A 22,414-nucleotide genomic window follows, 5' to 3' on the forward strand; every position below is an offset into this window, starting at 1 on the left:
CAGGAGACAGCCTGCCATGTCACACACCCCTCGCCGCCTGCGCAGCCAGGAATGGTTCGACGACCCCGCGCACGCGGACATGACGGCACTCTATGTCGAGCGCTTCATGAACTACGGGTTGACGCGCGAGGAACTGCAGTCGGGCCGCCCCATTATCGGCATTGCGCAGACGGGCAGCGATCTCGCGCCATGCAACCGCCACCACATCGAGCTGGCCGAACGCACCAAGGCGGGCATCCGCGACGCCGGCGGCATTCCGATGGAGTTCCCCGTGCATCCGCTGGCCGAGCAAAGCCGCCGGCCCACCGCCGCGCTCGACCGCAATCTCGCGTACCTCGGGCTGGTGGAAGTGCTGCACGGCTTTCCGCTGGACGGGGTGGTGCTGACGACCGGCTGCGACAAGACCACGCCCGCGTGCCTGATGGCGGCCGCCACCGTCGACATGCCCGCGATCGTGCTGTCGGGCGGCCCGATGCTCGACGGCTGGCACGAGGGCAAGCGGGTCGGCTCGGGCACGGTGATCTGGCATGCGCGCAACCTGCTCGCGGCGGGCGAGATCGACTACGAAGGCTTCATGCAGCTGACCACGGCCTCGTCGCCGTCGATCGGCCATTGCAACACCATGGGCACCGCGCTGTCGATGAACAGCCTCGCCGAGGCGCTCGGCATGTCGCTGCCTGGCTGCGCGAGCATTCCCGCCGCCTATCGCGAGCGCGGCCAGATGGCTTACGCGACCGGCAAGCGCGCGGTCGAGCTCGTTCGCGAAGACCTGCGCCCGTCGACAATCATGACGCGCGCGGCATTCGAGAATGCGATCGTCGTCGCGTCCGCGCTGGGCGCATCGACCAACTGCCCGCCGCACCTGATCGCGATTGCGCGCCACATGGGCGTCGAACTGAGCCTGGACGACTGGCAGCGCTTCGGTGAAGCCGTGCCGCTGCTCGTCAACTGCATGCCGGCCGGCGACTACCTCGGCGAGAGCTTCCACCGCGCCGGCGGCGTGCCCGCGGTCCTGCGCCAGCTCGATTCGGCCGGGCTGCTGCGGCGCGACTGCCTGACCGTATCGGGCCGCGCGATCGGCGAGATCGCCGACACCGCGCAGGACGCCGACCGCGACGTGATCCGCACGCCCGACGCGCCGCTCAAGCATGGCGCCGGCTTCATGGTGCTGTCGGGCAACTTCTTCGACAGCGCGATCATGAAGATGTCGGTGGTGGGCGACGCGTTCCGCCGCACCTACCTGTCCGAGCCGGGCGCGGAGAATACGTTCGAGGCGCGCGCGATCGTGTTCGACGGCCCCGAGGACTATCACGCGCGCATCAACGATCCCGCGCTGAACATCGACGAGCGCTGCATCCTCGTGATCCGCGGCTGCGGCACGGTCGGCTACCCGGGCAGTTCCGAAGTCGTGAACATGGCGCCGCCCGCCGAACTGGTGAAGCGCGGCGTGACGTCGCTGCCGTGCATGGGTGACGGACGCCAGAGCGGCACATCGGCCAGCCCGTCGATCCTGAACATGTCGCCGGAAGCGGCGGTCGGCGGCGGCCTCGCGCTGCTGCGCACGAACGATCGCGTGCGCGTGGACCTGAATCGCCGCAGCGTCGACGTGCTCGTCGACGAGGACGAACTCGCGCGCCGCCGCGAAACCGAAAGCTTCACCGTGCCGCAGGCGCAAACGCCGTGGCAGGAACTCTATCGCCGGTTCGTCGGCCAGCTGTCCACCGGCGGCTGCCTCGAACCGGCCACGCTGTACCTGAAGGTGATCGAGCAGCGCGGCAACCCGCGCCATTCGCACTGACCCACCGCCCCCGACTCTTGCCGAGCTGACCATGCATACGCCTTCCGTTTCCGATTGCCTGCCGCACGACCTCGACCACGCGCTGCTGATCGGCCGCGTCTGGCGGCACGACGGCGCCCACGCGGGCCCGAGCGTCGTCGCCGTGCGCGGCGGCGAAGTGTTCGACATCACGCGCACCGTGCCGACCACCGCCGACCTGTTCGATCGCCCCGATGCAGCCGCCATCGCGCGCACCGCTGCCGGCGATTCGCTCGGCCGTGTCGAGCCGTTGTTGCAGGCCGCGCTGGACGGCACGCCGGGCGCGACGCACCTGCTCGCGCCGTGCGACGTGCAGGCGATCAAGGCGTGCGGCGTGACCTTTGCGGTCAGCCTGATCGAGCGCGTGATCGAGGAACAGGCAGGCGGCGATCCGGCCAAAGCGCGCGAGGTACGCGACACCATCGCCGCGACCATCGGCACCGATCTATCGAAGATCGTGCCGGGCTCGGAAGCCGCGCTGCGCCTGAAGGCGGAGCTCGAACGCCGCGGCGCCTGGTCGCAATACATGGAAGTGGGCATCGGCCCGGATGCGGAGGTGTTCTCCAAGGCGCAGCCGATGTCGGCGGTCGGCTTCGGCGCGGACGTGGGGCTGCTGCCCGTGTCGGTGTGGAACAACCCGGAACCGGAGATCGTGCTGGCGGTCGCCCGCGACGGCAGGCCGGTGGGCGCGACGCTCGGCAACGACGTGAACCTGCGCGACATCGAAGGCCGTTCGGCGCTGCTGCTCGGCAAATGCAAGGACAACAACGGCTCGTGCGCGATCGGCCCGTTCGTGCGGCTGTTCGACGACGGCTTCACGCTCGACAGCGTGCGGCAATGCAGCGTGTCGCTGCGCGTCGAAGGCGCGGACGACGGCTTCGTACTCGACGGCATCAGCCACATGCGCGAGATCAGCCGCGACCCGGCCGACCTCGTCGCGCAGACCTGCGGCGCGCATCACCAGTATCCGGACGGCTTCATGCTGTTCCTCGGCACGATGTTCTCGCCGATCCAGGATCGCGACGCGCCCGGCGGCGGATTCACGCATCACCTCGGCGACCGCGTCACGATCTCCACGCCCGCGCTCGGCGCACTCGTCAACACCGTGCGGCTTTGCACGGAGATCGCGCCGTGGACCTTCGGCGTGCGTGCGCTGTATGCGAATCTGGCGGCACGCGGGCTGCTTGCCTGAGCGGAACGGCAGCGGTACCGGCCTGCCCGCCCGCGATCGATCACAGTCAGCCACGGCGTGGGCGACGTACCCGCGGATCAGCGCGGCCACGGACGCGATCCGGCTGTCGGCGGCGAACCGGCAGCGCTCGATCCTGCCACGGCGCCGCCCACGGGCGGCTTCGGCTTCGACTACGCGAAGCGACCGGACGCTGCCATGCCGGCGCCGTCCGGGCCAGGCCGCGTACCGAAGCGCCGTTGCAGCTCGATGATCGTCGGCAGATTGAAATCGTGGACGTCCGGCGCGGCGCCGCCCTGCCGCCGGCTCACCTCGACACAGAGTTCGAGCGCCCGTGCGCGCGTCTCGGCGAGCAAGCGCAGCGCTTCGCCGAGCAAGCCCTTCTCCAGGTCAGACAATGAGCCATCCTGAGCGATTTCGCCGATCGCCGGCTCGCTCATGGGGGTTTCCATCGCGGCTTCTCCTTCGCTGTCCGATTGCGCACGCGGTCGCACGTCGCCTTTCGCGTCACATGACCGCGCCGCGCAGCCACGGTACGAACTCGCGTTCGCCGATGCCGTTGTCCTCGCTGCGGGATCGTCGCCCGGAGGCAACGTCGAGCATCAGCCGGAACAGCCGCTCGCCCGCTTCGCCGACCGAGAGCGAACCGGCGACGATCCCGCCGCTGTCGAAATCCATGTCCGATTGCATCCGCTCGTACAGGCCGGTCGTCGTCGCGATCTTGATCGTCGGCACCGGCTTCGAGCCGAAGACCGAACCGCGGCCCGTCGTGAAGCACACGAGATTCGCGCCGCCGGCGATCTGCCCGGTGGCCGACACCGGGTCGTAACCGGGCGTATCCATGAACACGAGCCCCGCTTGCCGCACCGGCTCCGCATAGTCGTAGACCGCGCGCAGCGGCGAGCGGCCGCCCTTCGACACCGCACCGAGCGATTTCTCGAGAATCGTCGTGATGCCGCCGGCGAGGTTGCCGGGCGACGGGTTGTTGTTCATTTCGCCGCCGTTGTCGGCGACGTAACGCTCCCACCACTGCAACCTGCCGAGCAGACGCTCGGCCACGTCGCGCGACGCCGCCCGCGCGATCAGCAGATGCTCGGCGCCGTAGATCTCGGGCGTCTCGGACAGAATCGCGGTGCCACCGTTGCGGACCAGCAGATCGACGGCCGCGCCGAGCGCCGGATTCGCGGTGATGCCCGAGTAGCCGTCGGAGCCGCCGCATTGCAGGCCGACCGTCAGCCGCGAGGCCGGCACGGCGCTGCGACGCGCGCCGTCGGCCGCCTCCAGCAACTCGCGCACGATCGACACGCCTTTGGCCACGGTGTCGCGCACGCCGCCTTCGTCCTGGATCACCAGCGTGCGCACGGTGCCAGGTGCCGCCGCGTCGAGCCGCTGCGCGAGCGCGCCGACCTGGTTGACCTCGCAACCGAGGCCGACGAGCAGCACCCCGGCGAAATTCGGGTTGCGCGCATAGCCGACGAGCGTGCGCCGCAGCAGTTCGATGCCGTCGCCGGTCGCCGACATGCCGCAGCCGCTCTGATGGGTGATCGCGACGACGCCGTCGACATGGCCGAACGCGTCGAGCGCGCCGTGCCGGTATGCATCGGCGATCGCATGACAGACACTCGCCGAACAGTTGACGCTCGCGATCACGCCAACGTAGTTGCGGGTCCCCACGCTGCCGTCGGGACGCACGAATCCGTCGAAGGTATCGCGGCGATCGGCCGGAACCTCGTGGGTGTCGCCCGCCGGCCCGTCGTCGTGCGCATGCCGCTCGGGCATCCCGACGTTGTGCACGTGCACGTGCTCGCCCGCGGCGATGTCCCGCAGCGCGACGCCGATCGGCTGCCCGCATTTGACGATCGCGTCGCCGCGTGCGATCGGCGTGATGGCGATCTTGTGGCCGGCCGGTATCGCGGCCGCCGGCCGCAGCGGTGCGCCATGCACGTCGATCGGCACGTCCGGCGCCAGCGCATCGAGTGCGACGGCGACGTTGTCGTTGCCGTGAAGGATCACGATGGTCGGTTGCTTCACGATGGTGTTCTCCCTGTCGTTGCGGCCACCGGTTCGTAGCGGGCGACGAGTTGCCGCAACCGCGGTTGTTCGGCCGCCAGCGCCAGCGAATCGGCGAGCGCGAGCAGCGGCTCGATCCGCCGCGCGACCTTCTCGCGATGGTTGACCGCGATATCGGCGATGCGATGCGCGAGAAACGGATTGAGAAAGCGCTCGCGCACGCTGTCGACGTAGCGTTCCGCCGTTTCGCGCAAGCCCAGCGCCACGAATACCGGCGCGACTTCATCGCGCCACACGGCTTCGAGATCGTCGCGCAACCGCGCGTCGTTCATCGCGTCCAGCACCGTTTCCGATGCGTCGCGCCCCGCCGCGAGCCACTGCTCCGCGAGCCAGCTGTGCCCGAGATTGAGGAAGAACAGCTTCAGGCGCTCGTGGCTGCGCAAATCGTCGGTGACGACGATCTGAGCATGCGTGCACGGCAGCGCCATGCCGGCACGCCGCTCGATCGCCCATAGCGCGTAGGGCTCCGCGATCGCGCCGACCGGATGGAGCGGCTCGGACACGATGCGGTCGACGAGCGAGTTGACCCATACGCAGCGGTTGCCCAGATAGTCCGCGAACGCGTCGGGCAGCCGCCACCGGCGCGCGAGGTCCAGCACGATGTCGCGCAGCGTGTCGCCGTTGTTCGTCACCAGTTCGCAAGGCAGGATGGAGACGCCGTCATCGGGCCGCACCTGCCAGCGCGCATGCAGCAGCGCCAGCAGCTTCGCCGGAAAGCCGTGCGGTGCGTGCTTCGGCTGGGCCAGCAGGTCCACGGTGTCGCGTGGATCGGCGCGATACCCTGCGTCGCCGGTGTTCGACACGATGACGCGTACGGTCTCGATCGCGGCGCCGCGTATCTCCGCCCAGTCGTGCTCGGCGTCCCACGCGCGCTGCACGGCGCGGCACTCGACGACTTCGTCGACCACGCCGCCGCGGTCGCGCCCGCGAATCCGCACCGGATAGCGACCGGTGGCGCGCAGCGCGTCGATGCGGGCGCGGCTGGCCGGATTGCCGGTCGTCTGCACGATGCCGATGCCGCCCATCGCGTTGCCGTCGTCCAGCGCCTGCGAGACGAACAGGTCGACGTGCGCGAGCAGGAAGCGGCTCGTGCCGAACTGCAGGATCGGCGGCGTCATCGCATGCGCTCCGCGTGCCGGATGCGATCGATCAGCATTCGACGAGCGCCTTCACGACGGTCTGCCCCGCATCGAGCAAACGCGGTAGCGCATCCGGCACCTCTTCGAGCCGCATCCGGTGCGTGTTCAGCGCGCGGTCCGGAATGCGCCCCGCGCGCATCGCGTCGAGCACCGTCGCGAAATCCTCGGCCGTCGCATTGCGGCTCGCGAGCAGCGTGGTTTCCCGCTTGTGGAATTCGGGATCCGAAAAGGCGACGTGCCCGCGCACGATCGAGATCAACGTGTATTTGCCGCCGTGCGCGACGAATTCGAAACCGCGATTCATCGCATCGAGGTTGCCGGTGGCGTCGAACACCGCATCGAAATACTCGCCGTTCGTCAACGCCGCGAGACGCGCCGCGTCATCCGCGCCCACCTCCACGGTCGCATCGACCGTCAGATGTTGCCGGCAAAACGCCAGTCGATCCGCCCGCGTGTCGAGGCATGTGACATCGGCGCCACGCAGCTTCGCGAAGATCATCGCGGCCATGCCGATCGGCCCGGCGCCGACGACCAGCGCCCGCTGCCCGGCGCGGACGTCCGCGCGCCGCACCGCATGCGCGCCGATCGCGAGGAATTCCAGCATCGCCGCCTGGTCGAGCGAAATGCCGTCGGCCTTGTGCACGAACTGCGCGGGCACGCTCAGGTATTCGGCGAGCGCGCCGTCGCGATGCACGCCGAGCACCTTGATGTTCACGCAGCAATTCGTGTTGCCGTGCCGACAGGCGATGCAGTGCCCGCACGACAGATACGGCATCACGTACACCGCGTCGCCGGCGCCGAGCCCCGACTCGGGTTCCGCCTCGACGACGACCGCCGAAAGCTCATGGCCCATCACGCGCGGATAGTCGAGGTACGGCTGGTTGCCGGTGAAGATATGCAGGTCGGTGCCGCAAATGCCGACCCGTTGCACGCGCAACAGTACTTCGCCGCTGCCGCGCACGGGCAGTTCGCGCTGCTGCACGCGCAGCACGCCGGGGGATTCGCAAATCACGCTGAGCATGGCGGGTTCCTTTCGTTCTGGTTCATTCGTCGTGGCGTGCGGTGTCGATCCGGTAGAAGCGGTGTGCGTTGCCGCCGAAGAGGCCGTCCAGCGCCGCGGCGCCGAGCAACCGCGCGCAATCGTCCTCGCACGCGGCCAGCCATTCGCCGTAGCCGCCGCACGCCGACGCCAGCCGCAGCACCGGCCAGTCGCTGCCCCACATCAGGCGCGTCGGCCCGAACAGCTCGGCCAGCGCGTGGACATACGGCCGCGTGCGCGCGCGCACGACATCCGGGCCGGCCGACGGCCCTGCCTCCGTCCAGAGGCCGGACAGCTTGCAATGAAGGTTCGGCAGGCGCGCAAGCCGGCCCATCGCCGACAGCCACGGCTGCCGTTCGCCGCGCTCGATGAACGGCTTCGCGCCATGGTCGATCACGATCGGCAGATCCGGATGGCGTCGCGCGAATGCATGCAGCGCATCGAGATGGCGCGGCATCACCAGTGCATCGAAACGCAGCCCGTGCTCGCGCATCGCGGCGACCGCGCGATCCAGCCGCGGATCGTCGATCCACGTGTCGTCGGGCAGATCCTGCAGCATCGGTCGCAAGCCGCGCGCCTTCGGCGCGGACGCAAACGCAGCGATCCGCGCCGGCGCGTCGTCGGCCTTCAGGTCGACCCAGCCGACCACCGCGCCGACGCTCGGCGTTTCGTCCGCGAGGTCGAGCAGAAAGCGCGTGTCGGCTTCGCTCGGCAGCGATTGCACGAGGACAGTGGTGTCGATGCGCGCGGCGTCGAGCAGCGGCGCGAGATCGGCGGGACCGAAATCCCGGTGAATCGCATCGAGTTCGGCCGGCGGCCAACTGCCGGCCCGTGCGTCGATGCGCCAGTAGTGCTGATGAGCGTCGATGCGCATGGTCATGCGTGGGCTCCCGGAACCGGCGCGTGCGCCGCGATCAACCCTTCGTCGCGCAGCGCATCCCACAGTTCGGCCGGCGCGGGACGCTCGAACCAGTCGATGTTCTGCTTCAACTGCACCACGCTGCGCGCGCCGACCACGCACGATACGACGGCTGGATGACCGAACGGAAACTGCAATGCCGCGGCGGGAAGCGGCACGTCGAAGCGGTTGCACAGCGCGCCGAGCCGCGTGGCCTTGTCGATCACGTCGGCGCTCGCGTCCGCATAGTTGAACTTGCCGTTGCCGGCGAGCAGGCCGGAATTGAACACGCCGCCGATCACGATCGCCGTCCCGTCACGGGCGCACGCGTCGAGCAGCGGTTCGAGCGCCGTCTGTTCGAGCAGCGTGTAGCGGCCGGCCAGCAGCACCGCATCGAGCGCCGCTTCGTTCAGCGCGTCGGCCGCGACTTCCCATTCGTTCACGCCGAGACCGAACGCACCGATCTCGCCGCTGGCGCGCAGCGCATCCAGCGCGCGAAACCCGCCGCCGCGCGTCAACTGTTCCCAGTAGTGCGCGTGACGATCGCCGTGCGTCATCGCGCCGATGTCGTGCACGTACAGCATGTCGATCCGCGCGAGCCCGAGCCGTTGCCGGCTGTCGTCGTGCGAGCGCATGATGCCGTCGTAGCTGTAGTCGTACACGGGCCGGAACGGCAGCGGCTCGGCCCAGCCGTCGTCTCCCGGCCGCACGCTCGCGTCGGCGCGCATCAGCCGCCCGACCTTCGTGCTGAGCGTGAACGCACGGCGCTCGCGCGGGGCGAGCCCCGCGCCCACGCGCCGCTCGGACAGCGTGTAGCCGTAATACGGCGCGGTGTCGAAGTAGCGCAGGCCGGCGGCCCAGGCGGCGTCGACCAGCGCGGCGGCGTCGGCCGCCGACATCGGCCGATAAAGGCCGCCGAGCTGCGAGCAGCCGAGGCCGAGCGCGGACACCGTCAGCCCGCTGCGCGGCAAGGTGCGCGTATCGTTTGCGTTCATGAGTGGTAACTCGATGCGTGCAAGCGGCACGGGTGATCAGTACAGGACATTCTTCGCTGCTTGCGAATCGAGGTTCTGCTTGTCGACCATCACGACGCCGGTATCGATCAGCTTCGGCGCGGGCTTGCGCTCGATCACGTCGAGCGCCGTGCGCACGCCCTGGTTCCCCATCTGCCACGAGCCCTGCACGGCGATCGCCTGCACGGTGCCGTCGCGCACGAAGCCCTGCAGGTCCTCGTTGCCGTCGAACCCGATCGCCACCACCTTGCCCGCCTTGCCCGACTGCTTCAGCGCACGGCCCATGCCGACCGCGGTCGGCTCGTTCGCGCCGAAGATGCCCTTCAGGTCCGGGTTCGCCGACAGCACGTCGGTCGTCTGGTTCAGCGCGGTCGCCATTTGCGATTGCGAGTAGTACGGGCCGACGACCTGCAGCTTCGAATGGCTCTCGATGTACTTGCGGAACCCACCGACGCGGCTGACCTCGGAGCCCGCGCCCGGCACGTATGACATGATCGCGATCTTGCCCGACTGCCCGACGCGGTCGATCAGCGCCTTCGCGCACAGCGCGCCCGCCTTCTCGTTGTCGGTCGACAGGAACGCCTGGTAGTACGGCTTGCCCGCGTCCGCGATCGCCGAGTCGATCAGCACGACGGGAATGTGCGCTTCCCACGCCTTCTTAATCGCGGGCACGAGCGCATCGGGATCGGACGGCGCGAGCACGATGCCCGCCACGTGACGCGTGACTGCGTTGTCGACCATGTTGACCTGCCCGCTGATGTCGGACTCGGCCGCCGGGCCCTGGAACGTCATCGTGTAACCCTTGGCGCCGTCGAGCGCCGCCTTCGCGCCCTTCTGCACGTTCTGCCAGTAGTTCGAATTGACCGTCTTGACGATCACGGCGATCTCGCCGCCCGCCGCATACGCGCCGCTGCTGCACACCGCGAACACGCACGCCGATGCCGCCAGCAGGATGGATTTGTTCATGTCTCGCTCCGCTTCTCGTTGGTAGGGACTGCTTGCTGCCGGTCAGGGCCGGCGATTGCGCAACTGGTCGATCCACACCGTGCCGAGGATCACGACGCCGATGATGATCTGCTGGATGAAGCTCGACACGCCGTTCATGTTCAGGCCGTTGCGCAGCACGCCGATCACGAACGCGCCGATCGCCGTGCCGGAGATCGTGCCGACGCCGCCCATCAGCGACGTGCCGCCGATGACCGAACTGGCGATCGCGTCGAGCTCGTACATCACGCCTTCGTTCGGCTGCCCGGTGACGAGCCGCGACATCAGCACGCACCCGGTCACGCCCGCGAGCGCGCCGGACAGCACGTAGGTGAACAGCTTCACGCCCTGCACGTTCACGCCCGACAGCCGGGCGGCTTCCGCGTTCGACCCGACCGCGTAGATATGGCGGCCGAGCGACGTTCTCGACAGCAGCACGGACACCACGACGAACAGCACGACCATGATCACGACCGGATACGGAATGCCGGGAAAGGTCGTGTCGGGGAACCCGTCCGCGCCGATGCGCGAGATCCGCAGCAGCGCGCCGTTGCCCAGCGCGCCGAACGCGTCGCCGAGATCCGATACCGGCCGCGCGCCGGTGATCTGCAGCGCGATGCCGCGCGCGACGAGCATCATGCCGAGCGTCGCGATGAACGGCGGCAGGCCCATCTGCGTCACGCAGATGCCGTTGACGAGCCCGCACAGCGCGCCGACCAGGATGCCGGCCGCCATCGCGGCGGGCACCGGCACGCCGGCCTTGACCAGCAGCGCCGCGCACACGCCGGCCAGCGCGAGCACCGAGCCGACCGACAGGTCGATGCCGCCCGTGATGATCACGCAGGTGGCGGCCACGCCCAGATAGGCGATCGACGTGACCTGCAGGCCGACCGTCATCAGGTTGTCGACCGAGAAGAACGCCGCGCTCGAGATCGAGAACGCGAACACGAGCACGACGAGGCTGCCCAGCGCCGCGAACTTCTGGATCAGGTCGCGCCGCCGCTGTCGCGCCGCCCGTTCGTCGGCCTGGCTTCGATCGGATGTCATTTCAAGCATGGGAACGCCCCGACGCGTAGTGCATGATCTCCTCCTGACTGGTGTGTTTCGTATCGAGAAATGCGGTCAATCGACCTTCGTGAAAAACGGCGATCCGGTCGGTCATGCCGAGCAGTTCGGGCAGTTCCGAACTGATCAGCACCACGCCGACGCCGTCGGCGGCGAGCCGGTCCATCAGCCCGTAGATCGCGAATTTCGCGCCGACGTCGATGCCGCGCGTCGGCTCGTCGAAGAGCAGGATCTTCGAGCCGCGGTACAGCCATTTGCCGATGACGACCTTCTGCTGGTTGCCGCCGGACAGGTTTCGGACGCGCTGGTGCACGGACGGCGTGCGAATCGCGAGGTCCTGCACGTAGCGGCGCGCGACGTCGAGTTCATCGTCGAAGCGCAGGAATCCGAAGCGTGACGTGATGCCGCGCACGTTCGCGAGCGTGAGGTTCGCCGCGACGGGCATCGGCAGCGCGAGCCCCTCCTTCTTGCGGTCCTCCGACAGATACGCGATGCCATGCCGGATCGCCTCGCGCGGCGAGCGGATCGTCACGGGCCGGCCGTGCAGCGCGATCGTGCCGCCGTCGGGGCGATCCGCGCCGAAGATCGCGCGGGCGATCTCGGTGCGCCCGGCGCCCATCAAGCCCGCGAAACCGAGGATCTCGCCGCGGCGCAGCGCGAACGACACCGGCCCGAACACACCGTCGCGGCGCAGGTCCCGCACGTCGAGCAGCACCTCGTCGGTCGGCACCGATTGCCGCGACGGATAGGCGTCGTCGAGCGTGCGTCCGACCATGCGCGCGACGATGTCGTCGATGCTCACGTCGGCGAAAGCGTCCGTCGAGATGTGGCGCCCGTCGCGCAGCACCGTCACGCGATCGACGATCTGCGCCATTTCGTCGAGCCGGTGCGAGATATACAGGATCGCCACACCGTCGGCGCGCAGTTCCTCGATGATGCGAAACAGCTGCACCGTTTCCGTTTCGGTCAGCGACGACGTGGGTTCGTCCATGATCAGCACGCGCGCATCGTGCGACAGCGCCTTCGCGATCTCGACCATCTGCTGCTGCGCGATGGACAGCACGCCGACCTTCGTCGTCGGCGCGACGTTCAGGCCGATGCGCGCGATGCAGCGCGCCGCCTCCGCGTTCATGCGTTTCGTATCGACGAACGGCCCGCGCCGCGGCTCGCGCGCGAGGAACAGGTTCTCCGCCACGCTCAGGTGCGGGACGAGATTGAGCTCCTGATGAATGATCGAGATGCCGGCCGCCTGCGCTTCGGAGGCCGAATGAAACCGCACCGGCGCGCCGCGATAGTGAACGACGCCGTCGTCGGGCAGGTACTGGCCGCTGATGATCTTCATCAGCGTCGATTTGCCCGCGCCGTTCTCGCCGCACACCGCGTGCACCTCGCCGCGGCGCAGGTCGAGGCGAATCCCGTCGAGCGCGAGGACGCCGGGGAAGCGCTTGCGAATCCCGTCCAGACGCAGGATCTCCCGGTCCGGTTCGTCCTGCGCGGCCTGACCGGGCAGATTGCGAGGCATTGCCATTGCGTCTCCTGGGGATGGATCGACCTCGACACTATCCGGTCAGTCCAATTTGGATGAATTACAGCAATCAAAGCCATTTTGGTCAAGCCAATTTAATTATTCACATCCGATCTTACCAATAGTGAAAACCCGGACATCCGGATGAACGCGCCGCTACACGGGGCGATGCGGCGGGCGTGATAGACTCCGCGACACGCGCTTGCGCCCGAAGCGCATTGATCCCTATCACTCGGATGAAATCGACAGAACCCAAGCGGCTTTACCAATCGGTCGCGGCCCAGATCGTCGCGTTGATTCGCCAGGGCGAATTCGCGATCGGCGAGCGGCTGCCGCCCGAGCGCGAGCTGGCGCTGACGCTCGGCGTGTCGCGGCCGTCGCTTCGCGAGGCGCTGATCGCGCTGGAAATCGGCGGGCAGATCGAAATCCGGATGGGCTCCGGCGTGTATGTGCGCGATACGGCCGCCGACGCTGTCGGCCCGATGGCCACGCTCGGCGACAGTCCGTCGGAATTGATGCAGGCCCGCGCGGCCGTCGAAGGCAGCGTCGCCGCGCTGGCCGCCGCGCGGATGACGGCCGCGACGCTCGAGCGGCTGCGCCGCACGGTGCAGCGCATGAAGCGGCTCGCGGAGGCCGGCAAATCCCCGGTCGAAGCCGACCGGCAGTTCCACATGCTGATCGCGGAAGCCGCCGGCAACTCGGTGCTCACGCGCTTCGTCGGCGAGCTGTTCGACAGCCGCCACGACCCGATCGCGGCCGCGATGCGCGGCCATGCGGAGAATCCGCAGACGTGGACCGCCGCGGTGCGCGAACACGAGGACGTGCTGCTCGCGTTGCAGGCCGGCGATCCGATCGCAGCGCAGACGGCCATTCGCGCGCATCTTCGCGCGTCGGAAGCGCGGTGGATCGAGGGTGGGCTGAAAGCCGATCCGGATTGAGCGTGCGAGCGTGGGCATGCGTCGGCGTCGCAATGCCCCGCCCCCCGGGATCTGTTTGAACTGGCCGCTTGCTTGTCGATCCCGTCACGGGCTCGACGCCGGCCATTCCGACTCCGGAATGACCGGCCTTCGCTTCGTCACCGACACTCAGCCCGCTGCGACCGGACTGCCTGCCGTGACCTCGCAGATCATGCGCCAGTGGCGATCGAGCGTCCGCGAGGCTTCGCCGACCACGGTCGCGCAACCGGCCAGATGAATGTCCCGGCTGGAACTGCCGACCATGATGTCGAACTCGCCTGGCTCCACGATCCGCTCGCCTCGCTCGTCGGTGAAATTGAGCATGTCGACGGGCAGCCGGACGTTCACCGTCCTGCGCGTACCGGCAGGCACGAAAACGCGCTGGAAGCCCTTGAGTTCCCGCACCGGTCGCACGACCGACGCCACGCGATCCCGCACGTAGATCTGGACGACTTCCGTCCCGTCGCGCGGCCCGACGTTCTCGACTTCGAATGAGAACGCAAGGACACCGTCAGCGATGCTCGCCCTTTGGTCGATCCAGTCGAGCGCGCCATAGCGGAATTCTGTGTAGCTCAGGCCGAAGCCGAACGGATAACGCGAGCCGAAATGGTAGGCAATCGGCGTGCCGGCGCTTTTCAGCTTGTGGTTGTACACGTAGGGCACCGCGCCCGCGCTTTTCGGCATCGACAACGGCAATCTGCCGCTGAAGTCGGCCGCGCCGGAAATCAGCTTCACGAGCGCGTCGGCGCCACCCTGGCCCGGCGCGAACGCGACGATATGCGCGGCCACGGCATCTTCCAGGCCGCCCAGGTTGTACGGACGCCCGCCGGTCTGCACGACGACCGTCCGCGTCCCGCTCGCGACGACGGCGTCCAGCAGCGCCTGCTGCACGCCGGGCAAGTCGAGACTGTCCGTATCCGATCCCTCGCCGACGGTCCCGGACTGAAACAGCCCGGCCAGATCGCCGACGAAGACGATCGCGACCGCCGCGGCTTCCGCCACCCGCACGGCCTCGGCGATCTGGTCGGTTTCGCGGCTGACGGGCGCCTGCCGATCCGCGTCGATCGCGCGCGCCATGTCGACATCGCCCGGGAATACCGGCGTTCCCGCGCGGCGCTCGCGCAATATCTCGCAGCCCTTCGCGTACAGCACCCGATCGCTGCCGAAGCGTTCCCTGAACGCCTGCAACGGCGTCTTCACCGGCGAACGCGCGTCTTCGCCGGTCGTGATCAGATGCACCGGGAAGCTGTATCCGGACAGCAGCGCGAGCGGATCGTCGGCGGTGGGTCCGATGATCGCCACACGCGGCGCGCCGTCGGCTTCGAGCGGCAGCACCGCGGCGTTCTTCAACAGGACGATCGATTCGAGTGCGACCTGATCCGCGACGGCCGCCGCATCGGCGCCGTTCACATCGACGCCGTCCGGATCCGCGTACGGATGCTCGAACAGCCCGAGACGGAATTTCTCGGTCAGCACGCGCGACACCGCCGCATCGATCACCGGCATCGCGATGTCGCCGCGCTCGATCGCCGTCTTCAGGTGTCGTGCGCACTCGTGTCCCGGCAGTTCGACGTCGAGACCCGCATTGAATGTCAGCGCCGCGGCCTGCGCTTCGTCATGGGCGACGCCATGGTGCGTGAACAGCAGATTGACGCCGGCATAGTCGGCCACGACCAGCCCGTCGAATCCCCATTTTCCGCGCAGCGTTCCGTCGATCAGCGTCGGGTCCGCATGACACGGGATACCGTCGATGTCGTGATAGGCCGGCATCACGGCGCCCGCGTTGGCCAGCTTGACCGCCATTTCGAACGGCAGCAGGAAGACATCGTTGAATTCGCGCGGGCCGACATGGACGGGCGCATGGTTGCGCCCGCCTTCGCTGGCCGAGTGCCCGGCGAAATGCTTGAGCGTCGCCAGCAGGTCGCGGCGCTCGCCTTGCAGGCCGTCGACGTAACGACAGGCCAGCACACCGACCAGATACGGATCCTCGCCGAGCGTCTCTTCGGTGCGCCCCCAGCGCGGATCGCGCGATACGTCGAGCACCGGTGCGAGCCCCTGGTGGCAGCCGATCGATCGCGCCTGCCGCCCGATTTCACGCCCGGCTGCATGGAGCAACTCCGGGTTCCACGTCGCTGCATAGTTGAGCGGCGCCGGAAACAGGGTCGCGCCTTCGATCATCAGGCCGACGAGACACTCTTCGTGCGACATCACGGGAATGCCCAGGCGCGTATCCTCGACCATCCTGCGCTGCAGCGCGTTCAATGCGCGAACGCCTTCGCGTGCCTCGACCGAGTGCGTACCAAGCGGGCGCGTGATCTGTCCGAGACCGTGCCTCAGCAGTTCATCGACGGTAATCCCCGTCTGCCGCTGAGCGAAATCGGCGAGCCGCCACGTATGGTTGCCGTCCGACGACAACTTCAGCCAGCCGGCATGCAACTGCGCGATTTTTTCATCCAGGTTCATGCGGCCGAGCAAATCGGCCACGCGCGCGGGAATGGGCGCTTCCGGATTGCGGTACAACGCCGTTTGTTCTGCAAGATCGATTGACATAGGAGTCCAAAGTAAGTATTGAATGGATGCCCGAATGGGCCAGCTACCCGTTTCAGTGCGCGACGCAAGCGACAGCGTGCACCGCGCCCGTCTGGTCGAATCCATGCGCGGGGCGATCGAAGCACATCGGCGAAGCCGACCGGGTATGCCGTTCGATCACGCCGATCGCAGCGCGTAATCCTGTTGCCTTGCCGCAGCGAGGCGCGGCAACGCCACGCCGTCGGCATCGAAGACATGGCAGGCATCGGGCGACACATGAAGCGCGACGGCGCGGCCGCGCCCGATGTCGACATCGCCGGAGAGCTTCGCGATCACGCCGACGTCACGGCCTTCGCCGACGGTCGCGTGCAGATAGGTACACTCGCCGAAACGCTCGACCAGCCCGGTCGTCGCGTTGACGGCCTGACTTCGCGAGTCGCCTCCTGCGATGACGAAGTGCTCGGGCCGCACCCCCAGCGTGACGTCGGCCCCGACCTGCACGCCGCGTGCGTCGACCGCGGCCCGCACGAGCGCGCCGCCGTCCAGGCTGACCGAGAGTCCGCCTGCATCGGCCGCGACGATACGGCCCGGCAGGAAGTTCATCCGCGGCGAGCCGATGAAGCCCGCGACGAACCGGCTTTTCGGGCGGTGGTAAAGATCCAGCGGCGCACCGACCTGGGCCACGCTGCCATGGCGTTCCATGTCGGCGCCGGTGTGCAACAGCACGATCTTGTCCGCGAGCGCCATCGCTTCGGTCTGGTCGTGCGTGACGTAAATCGCGCTCGCCCGGTTGTACTCACGGTGCAGACGCGCAATCTCCGTTCGCGTCTGCACCCGCAGGGCGGCGTCGAGATTCGACAGCGGCTCGTCGAACAGGAATACGCCGGGCTCGCGCACGATGGCCCGTCCGATCGCGACACGCTGGCGCTGCCCGCCCGACAGCGCCGCCGGCCGCCGCTCGAGCAACGTCTCCAACTGCAGCGACGCCGCGGCCTGCCTGACCTTGCCGTCGATCGTCGCGGCGTCGATCTTCGCCTGCCGCAACGCGAAAGCCATGTTTTCGTAGACGGTCATGTGCGGATACAGCGCATAGTTCTGGAACACCATCGCCACGCGCCGTTTCGACGGATGCACGTCATTGACGCGCGTACCGTCGATGCGCAGTTCGCCGGCCGTGACGGTTTCCAGTCCGGCGATCATCCGCAGCAGCGTCGATTTTCCGCATCCGGACGGACCGAGGAACACGCAAAACTCGTTGGCGCCGATCTCGAGATCGACACCCCGAATGACCGGGGGATTGCCTTCGTATGCCTTCTGGACGTTCTTCAGACTGATGCTTGCCATGATTCGCCTTACTCAATAAGCAAGTGGATCCCGCCATCCCGTCACGCGTGCCGGGCGGCGGTCGAGCGGTCGCTACCCCTTCAACGATCCGGCCATCATTCCCTTGATGATCCGTTCCTGCCCGAACGCATAGGCGACGATCAACGGAAGCGACGTGAGCGTGACGACGGACAGCATCGCGGGAATGTTCGACGCGTACTGCCCCTGGAAATCCCACAGCGCGAGCGGCAGCGTGCGGTGTTCCGGCGTGGAGGTCAGCACGTACGCGAAGATGAACTCGTTCCAGAGGGCGATCGCGTTGTAGACGGCCACCGTCGCCAGGCCCGGCATCGACAACGGAAAGTAGATCCGCCAGAAGATCTTGAGCGGCCCGCATCCGTCGAGATAGGCGGCCTCCTCGAGTTCGTGCGGAATCTGCTTCATGAACTCAGTGAGAATGAAAATCGAGATCGGCAGGCTGAACGCAACGTACGGGCCGACGAGCGCCAGCGACGTGTCGTACAGGCCGATGTTGCGGATCATCAGGTAGATCGGCACCAGCGTCGCGTGAAGCGGCACGATCATCGATGCGACGACGAGTCCGAACAACGTCTTGTTGAAGCGGAACTGCAGGCGAGCGAACGCGTAGGCGGCCATCGCGCTGAGCAGCACGATGACGATCACCGACAGGCCGACCACGAAGAGACTGTTGCGCAGGTACATGAAGAACGCGCCATGCAGCACGTCCAGATAGTTCGACAGGTCGAGCCGGGACGGCAGCGCCCACACCGAAGCCGAATAGGTCTCTTCCTGCGACTTGAGACTGGTGACGACCACGAACAGGAACGGCAGCGTGGTCACCGCGAGCCAGATGAGCGCCAGCAGGAAGATCACGGGATGCCGCCGGCTGGCCGCCTGCCGGACTGAACGAGCGAACATGGTCAGGCCTTTTGTGAGTAGCGCTGCGTGACGCGCAACGCGGCTGCAGCCACCAGCGTCACGATGATGAACATCGCCGAAGCGATCGTGCTGCCGTAGCCGAGCTGGAATGAACTGAACACCCGACGATACATGTAGGTGGCCATCAGCTCGGACGCATTCTCCGGCCCCCCGCCCGTCATCACGAATATCAGGTCGAAGTAGCGCAGCGACCCCAGTACCGCGAGCAGTGCGGCGGTCCGTACCGTGCCTTGCAGATGCGGCAGCTTGATGCGCCAGAAGATCGTCGATTCCGACGCGCCGTCGAGCCGCGCGGCCTCGCCCAGTTCCGCCGGAAAAGACGACAGCCCGGCGAGAAACAGGATCATGTAGAACGGGATGTTCTGCCAGCAGATCACCGCGATCGTCGAAGCGAGCGCGAAGCGCGGATCGCCGAGCCAGTCCTGCGCGAACGCATGCAGGCCGAGCGCATGCAACCCGGCGTTCAGCGGGCCGAAGTTCGGATCGTAGACGTTCTTGAACAGCACGCCGATCGCGACGCTCGACATCAGCAGCGGCAGGAAATACAGGATCTTCAGCAGACGCGAGCCTTTGCCGGCCTTGTCGAGCAGCACCGCGAGCACGAGCGCGACAGGCAGCTGGATCACCACGGAGAACGCGGCGAGCAGCAAATTGTTGCCGAGCGCCTTCCAGAACACGTCGTCCTGGGCCAGATGCAGCCAGTTCGCGACGCCGACGAAACGCGCGTCACTACCGAGCCCGTTCCAGTCGACCAGCGACAACCGGAAACTGTCGACCAGCGGATAGAGCAGGAACACGGCCAACAGCAGGACCGACGGCGCCAGCAACAGCGCCGCGATCAACCGGTGCGGCGACACGAGCTGCGCTTTCGCGCGCGTCGCGATCATCGCTGTATCCACCCTGACCTCCTTCACGGTTGGTTCGATTCAGGCCGGCCTAGCGGCCCGCTTCCGCCTTTGCCGCGTCTTCCATCTGTTGCGCAGCCGCCTCGGGCGTCACCGACAGCCCCAGGAGTGCCTGCGAAATCTCCTTGTGCCGCTCGCCGAGACGCGGCGATAGTTCCTGGTCGTACCAGAGCTGAACGTTCGGCGCCTGCGCGACCAGTTCCTGCACGCGCTTCAGTAACGGGTCCGCGATGGTCAGATTCTTCACCGGCGGGAGTCGGGCATCGGCCAGTTTCGCGCGGATCGATTCGTCATCCGTCATCGTCCTGATCAGACGGAACGCCGCGTCATGGTCCGAACACTGCGTCGATACGCTCAGGTAACTGTCGCCGAGCGTCCCCACGAGATCGCGAACGTCGCCCTTGCCGCCGGGCATGCTCGGAAACGGGAAGAAGTCGAGCTTCTTGAAGAACGCGGGATTTTCCTTCTGGATGGTCGATGCTTCCCAGCTTCCCATCAGCTCCATCGCGGCCCGGCCGGCATACAGCAGGCGGCGGGACGCGCCGATGTCGTAGTCGAGCCCGTTGTAGCCGGGCGCGAATGCGCCGGCCTTGACGAGTTGCTGAAGATACTTGCCGGCGCCGACGAACACCGGATCCGCGAAACTGCCGCCCTTCGTGCGTTCGACGGCGCGACGAACAACATCCGGGCCGCCGAGCCGGTCGACCAGATACATGTAGTACATCGATCCGGGCCACTTGTTCTTGTTGGCCAGCGCGAACGGCGCGACCCCGTGAGACGTCAGCACCTTCACGACGTTCATCAGGTCGTCCCAGGTCGCGGGCGGCGCGAGGTTGTATTGCCGGAACAGATCCTTGTTGTAAAAGATCACGGCAGCCGCCGTGTTTTCCGCCGGAACGCCATAAATCTTGCCGTCGTAGGTGACGGCCTTCCACGACGCCGGCAGGAAGCGATCGCGATAGGCCGGATCCTTCTGCAGATAGGGCGTAAGGTCCACGACCTGGCCCGCCTTCACATACTCTCTCAGCGGCCCGCCACCCCACGTGTCGAACACGCAGGGCGGCTGTCCGGCGCCGAACGCCACTTTCAGCTTCGCCTTGTAGGAATCGTTGAGAACGTGGGAATCCTCGACCTTGTAACCGGGATTCTGTTTCTCGAACCGGTCGGCGGCTGCGCGTACGGTTTTGGGCCCATTGCCCTCAGTCTGGTGATCCCATTCGACGATGACTTTCGTCGACTGCGCATGACCGACGCCGGCCCACAGCGCCGAGGCTGCCAGCAGCGCCATCACGGCGCGCGAGATCCTTCGAACCTTGATCGAAAGCATCCACGTCTCCATCGTTGTTGGTATCGCCAACCGAGAGTTAGCGTTAACGTTACGAGATGTTAGGTTCGATTCATCGCCATCGCCATCCGGGTATACCCATCGTCGAATTCACCGCCCCGCCGCTCCGGTCAAACCGAACTAAAATGACCCGATCGCCAGGCGTGGAGCGGCTTTCGCCGCATCGGCCGCGTCGGTTCAATGCCGAATCCGCATGCGACCTGTTAGAATAAACAGGAAAAACCGGACGTTATCGCTATCATCCATTGCGGCACGCGTGGGGCTCGGATGGCCGCCCTCGACCGCACGACCTCGCCAATGAGCAAACAGAATCCCACTCTCGCCCATGTCGCGCGTATCGCGGGCGTGTCACAGATGACCGCATCGCGGGCGCTCAATGACCGCCCGGGCGTTTCGCAGGAAACGCGCGAGGAAATATTGAGAGTCGCGGCGAACATCGGGTACGTCGTCAACCGCAGCGCGCAGAAGCTGTCCGGCGGACGCAATGGCATCATCGGGATCGTGACGCCCACGCTCGACAACGAATTCGTCGGTGAACTGATCATCGGCGTGGGGCGCGCCGCGCGGGTAGCCGGGTACGAGACTTTCGTGTACACGGTATTCGACGAAGACCGTCATTCGCATCAGTCCGTGCTGGGGTTGATGAAGCAGTTCACTGACGGCGTCGTCGCCATCCTGCCGCGCGATTCGATCTACTTCGACGCGCTCGCCGCCGCGAACGTCCCGGTCGTCGTCATCGACCAGCGCGGCGCGCTCGCGGGATTTCCGTCCATCTCCGTCGACAACTATGGCGGCGCATTGCGCGCAGTCGAACATCTGGCGGAACTCGGGCATACGCGCGTCGCGTTCATCGGCGGCGACGAGTCCATCGAAGGCGTGCGCGACCGGCGGCGCGGCTATCTCGATGCGGTCGCGCGATTCCGTCTGGCCGACGATCCCGGCTTGATCGCGCAGGGCGATCTGTCACAGATGAAGGCGTTCGACGCGGCATCGCAATTGCTTGCGCTACCGGAACGCCCGACCGCGATCTTCGCGGCGAACGACCTGAGCGCGTTTGGCGTCATCGCGGCGGCACGGGAAGCGGGCCTGAAAGTCCCTCACGATGTCTCCGTGATCGGCTTCGACGACATTCCGATGGCCTCCCAGGTCCATCCGCCGCTCACGACGATACGCCAACCGTTCGCGCCGATGGGACGCGCCGCAGTCAACACGCTGATGGCACAAATCGACAGCAACGAATCGGTGGCCCCTCGCATCGTGCTGCCCGCCGAACTCGTCATTCGACAATCGACCGGCCCCGCGCCCCGTGCGGTCGCGGGGAAAGTCTCGCCGTCGCGCAATCACCCGGCCAACTAAGGGATGGGCGCGCCGCCCGAGCAAATATTTGCTGCGGGGTGCGTTCGGCGGCAAGCCCGGGGTTGATATGCCCCGTCGCTGCCAGGCAGCCAATACCGAATTCCGGAATTCAAGCCTCCCCACATCCCCTCGCTCGCATCCGTGCGCCCCACCGTTTCGCTCCCCGTACCAATCCTCAAAATTACGATTGCAAATGCCTCTCATTTGCATTAAATTGCCGCGCAAATGTACTGTTTGGAACACCGATGTCGGCGCAAGGCCGCCCGCCGTGCCCGAACGCGAACGACACGAAAGGGAGAGGT

General features: G+C 67.1%; 18 protein-coding genes. 4 read left to right on the top strand and 14 right to left on the bottom strand.

The annotated features are described in order from the left end of the window. Positions 1-16 precede the first annotated feature (16 nt). Together L810_RS36665 and L810_RS36670 are read left to right on the top strand one after the other, a co-directional pair. Positions 17-1,798: an IlvD/Edd family dehydratase gene (locus L810_RS36665; RefSeq protein ID WP_021163210.1), complete on the top strand. Its 1,782-nt coding sequence runs from the start codon at positions 17-19 to the stop codon at positions 1,796-1,798. A gap of 31 nt (positions 1,799-1,829) precedes the next feature. Further along, complete coding sequence (locus L810_RS36670) at positions 1,830-3,008, top strand: fumarylacetoacetate hydrolase family protein (RefSeq protein ID WP_021163211.1); 1,179 nt, start codon at positions 1,830-1,832, stop codon at positions 3,006-3,008. Positions 3,009-3,178: 170 nt separating this feature from the next. Here L810_RS36670 and L810_RS36675 read toward each other — a convergent pair whose 3' ends face one another. Genes L810_RS36675 through L810_RS36715 form a run of 9 tightly spaced genes read right to left on the bottom strand, consistent with a single transcriptional unit; the run spans position 3,179 to position 12,741 of the window. Continuing rightward, a complete protein-coding gene (locus L810_RS36675; RefSeq protein ID WP_021163212.1) occupies positions 3,179-3,457 on the bottom strand; it encodes a hypothetical protein in 279 nt (92 codons plus the stop codon). A gap of 55 nt (positions 3,458-3,512) precedes the next feature. Then, a complete protein-coding gene (locus L810_RS36680) occupies positions 3,513-5,036 on the bottom strand; it encodes a UxaA family hydrolase (RefSeq protein ID WP_021163213.1) in 1,524 nt (507 codons plus the stop codon). Continuing rightward, the gene (locus L810_RS36685) at positions 5,033-6,193 is read right to left on the bottom strand and encodes an altronate oxidoreductase (RefSeq protein WP_021163214.1); all 1,161 of its coding nucleotides are present in this window, start codon (positions 6,191-6,193) and stop codon (positions 5,033-5,035) included. The genes L810_RS36680 and L810_RS36685 overlap by 4 nt, the downstream gene beginning before the upstream one ends. 31 nt (positions 6,194-6,224) lie before the next feature. After that, on the bottom strand, positions 6,225-7,235 hold the full coding sequence (locus tag L810_RS36690) for a zinc-binding alcohol dehydrogenase family protein (protein WP_021163215.1): 1,011 nt from the start codon (positions 7,233-7,235) through the stop codon (positions 6,225-6,227). A gap of 22 nt (positions 7,236-7,257) precedes the next feature. Continuing rightward, the gene (locus L810_RS36695; protein ID WP_021163216.1) at positions 7,258-8,133 is read right to left on the bottom strand and encodes an amidohydrolase family protein; all 876 of its coding nucleotides are present in this window, start codon (positions 8,131-8,133) and stop codon (positions 7,258-7,260) included. Then, complete coding sequence (locus tag L810_RS36700) at positions 8,130-9,146, bottom strand: aldo/keto reductase (protein ID WP_021163217.1); 1,017 nt, start codon at positions 9,144-9,146, stop codon at positions 8,130-8,132. Before L810_RS36700 ends, L810_RS36695 begins: the two co-directional genes overlap by 4 nt. 36 nt (positions 9,147-9,182) lie before the next feature. Next, complete coding sequence (locus tag L810_RS36705) at positions 9,183-10,130, bottom strand: ABC transporter substrate-binding protein (protein ID WP_011549866.1); 948 nt, start codon at positions 10,128-10,130, stop codon at positions 9,183-9,185. Positions 10,131-10,172: 42 nt separating this feature from the next. Next, the gene (locus L810_RS36710; protein ID WP_011549867.1) at positions 10,173-11,204 is read right to left on the bottom strand and encodes an ABC transporter permease; all 1,032 of its coding nucleotides are present in this window, start codon (positions 11,202-11,204) and stop codon (positions 10,173-10,175) included. Then, a complete protein-coding gene (locus tag L810_RS36715; RefSeq protein ID WP_021163218.1) occupies positions 11,197-12,741 on the bottom strand; it encodes a sugar ABC transporter ATP-binding protein in 1,545 nt (514 codons plus the stop codon). Before L810_RS36715 ends, L810_RS36710 begins: the two co-directional genes overlap by 8 nt. Positions 12,742-12,974: 233 nt before the next feature. Here L810_RS36715 and L810_RS36720 point away from each other — a divergent pair, with 233 nt between their 5' ends. Then, positions 12,975-13,676 (top strand): FadR/GntR family transcriptional regulator, encoded by a 702-nt coding sequence (locus L810_RS36720; protein WP_021163219.1) that lies wholly within the window; start codon positions 12,975-12,977, stop codon positions 13,674-13,676. Between the two features lie 147 nt (positions 13,677-13,823). Here the strand turns inward: L810_RS36720 and L810_RS36725 are convergent, their stop codons facing one another. The 5 genes from L810_RS36725 to L810_RS36745 form a co-directional block, all read right to left on the bottom strand. Beyond that, a complete protein-coding gene (locus L810_RS36725) occupies positions 13,824-16,244 on the bottom strand; it encodes a glycoside hydrolase family 3 N-terminal domain-containing protein (RefSeq protein ID WP_021163220.1) in 2,421 nt (806 codons plus the stop codon). Positions 16,245-16,400: 156 nt separating this feature from the next. Continuing rightward, entirely contained in the window at positions 16,401-17,567 is a 1,167-nt protein-coding gene (locus L810_RS36730; protein ID WP_021163221.1) for an ABC transporter ATP-binding protein, read from the bottom strand. 72 nt (positions 17,568-17,639) lie between these two features. Continuing rightward, on the bottom strand, positions 17,640-18,485 hold the full coding sequence (locus L810_RS36735) for a carbohydrate ABC transporter permease (RefSeq protein WP_021163222.1): 846 nt from the start codon (positions 18,483-18,485) through the stop codon (positions 17,640-17,642). Between the two features lie 2 nt (positions 18,486-18,487). Next, positions 18,488-19,405 (bottom strand): carbohydrate ABC transporter permease, encoded by a 918-nt coding sequence (locus L810_RS36740; protein WP_021163223.1) that lies wholly within the window; start codon positions 19,403-19,405, stop codon positions 18,488-18,490. A 37-nt stretch (positions 19,406-19,442) separates the two neighbouring features. Continuing rightward, positions 19,443-20,738, bottom strand: a complete 1,296-nt coding sequence (locus L810_RS36745; RefSeq protein WP_021163224.1) for an extracellular solute-binding protein — start codon at positions 20,736-20,738, stop codon at positions 19,443-19,445. A gap of 315 nt (positions 20,739-21,053) precedes the next feature. On the opposite strand from L810_RS36745, the gene L810_RS36750 reads away from it, so the two are divergent. Beyond that, on the top strand, positions 21,054-22,112 hold the full coding sequence (locus tag L810_RS36750; protein ID WP_051392377.1) for a LacI family DNA-binding transcriptional regulator: 1,059 nt from the start codon (positions 21,054-21,056) through the stop codon (positions 22,110-22,112). Positions 22,113-22,414 lie beyond the last annotated feature (302 nt).

Source organism: Burkholderia sp. AU4i (assembly GCF_000466765.1).
GTDB classification, from domain to species: domain Bacteria; phylum Pseudomonadota; class Gammaproteobacteria; order Burkholderiales; family Burkholderiaceae; genus Burkholderia; species Burkholderia cepacia.

What these genes read in the sequence shown, in the direction of transcription:
- L810_RS36665 (WP_021163210.1), top strand. Translation starts at nt 17, where the DNA reads ATGTCACACACCCCTCGCCGCCTGCGCAGCCAGGAATGGTTCGACGAC.
- L810_RS36670 (WP_021163211.1), top strand. Translation starts at nt 1,830, where the DNA reads ATGCATACGCCTTCCGTTTCCGATTGCCTGCCGCACGACCTCGACCAC.
- L810_RS36675 (WP_021163212.1), bottom strand. Translation starts at nt 3,457, where the DNA reads ATGGAAACCCCCATGAGCGAGCCGGCGATCGGCGAAATCGCTCAGGAT.
- L810_RS36685 (WP_021163214.1), bottom strand. Translation starts at nt 6,193, where the DNA reads ATGACGCCGCCGATCCTGCAGTTCGGCACGAGCCGCTTCCTGCTCGCG.
- L810_RS36690 (WP_021163215.1), bottom strand. Translation starts at nt 7,235, where the DNA reads ATGCTCAGCGTGATTTGCGAATCCCCCGGCGTGCTGCGCGTGCAGCAG.
- L810_RS36695 (WP_021163216.1), bottom strand. Translation starts at nt 8,133, where the DNA reads ATGACCATGCGCATCGACGCTCATCAGCACTACTGGCGCATCGACGCA.
- L810_RS36700 (WP_021163217.1), bottom strand. Translation starts at nt 9,146, where the DNA reads ATGAACGCAAACGATACGCGCACCTTGCCGCGCAGCGGGCTGACGGTG.
- L810_RS36705 (WP_011549866.1), bottom strand. Translation starts at nt 10,130, where the DNA reads ATGAACAAATCCATCCTGCTGGCGGCATCGGCGTGCGTGTTCGCGGTG.
- L810_RS36710 (WP_011549867.1), bottom strand. Translation starts at nt 11,204, where the DNA reads ATGCTTGAAATGACATCCGATCGAAGCCAGGCCGACGAACGGGCGGCG.
- L810_RS36715 (WP_021163218.1), bottom strand. Translation starts at nt 12,741, where the DNA reads ATGGCAATGCCTCGCAATCTGCCCGGTCAGGCCGCGCAGGACGAACCG.
- L810_RS36720 (WP_021163219.1), top strand. Translation starts at nt 12,975, where the DNA reads ATGAAATCGACAGAACCCAAGCGGCTTTACCAATCGGTCGCGGCCCAG.
- L810_RS36725 (WP_021163220.1), bottom strand. Translation starts at nt 16,244, where the DNA reads ATGTCAATCGATCTTGCAGAACAAACGGCGTTGTACCGCAATCCGGAA.
- L810_RS36730 (WP_021163221.1), bottom strand. Translation starts at nt 17,567, where the DNA reads ATGGCAAGCATCAGTCTGAAGAACGTCCAGAAGGCATACGAAGGCAAT.
- L810_RS36735 (WP_021163222.1), bottom strand. Translation starts at nt 18,485, where the DNA reads ATGTTCGCTCGTTCAGTCCGGCAGGCGGCCAGCCGGCGGCATCCCGTG.
- L810_RS36745 (WP_021163224.1), bottom strand. Translation starts at nt 20,738, where the DNA reads ATGCTTTCGATCAAGGTTCGAAGGATCTCGCGCGCCGTGATGGCGCTG.
- L810_RS36750 (WP_051392377.1), top strand. Translation starts at nt 21,054, where the DNA reads ATGAGCAAACAGAATCCCACTCTCGCCCATGTCGCGCGTATCGCGGGC.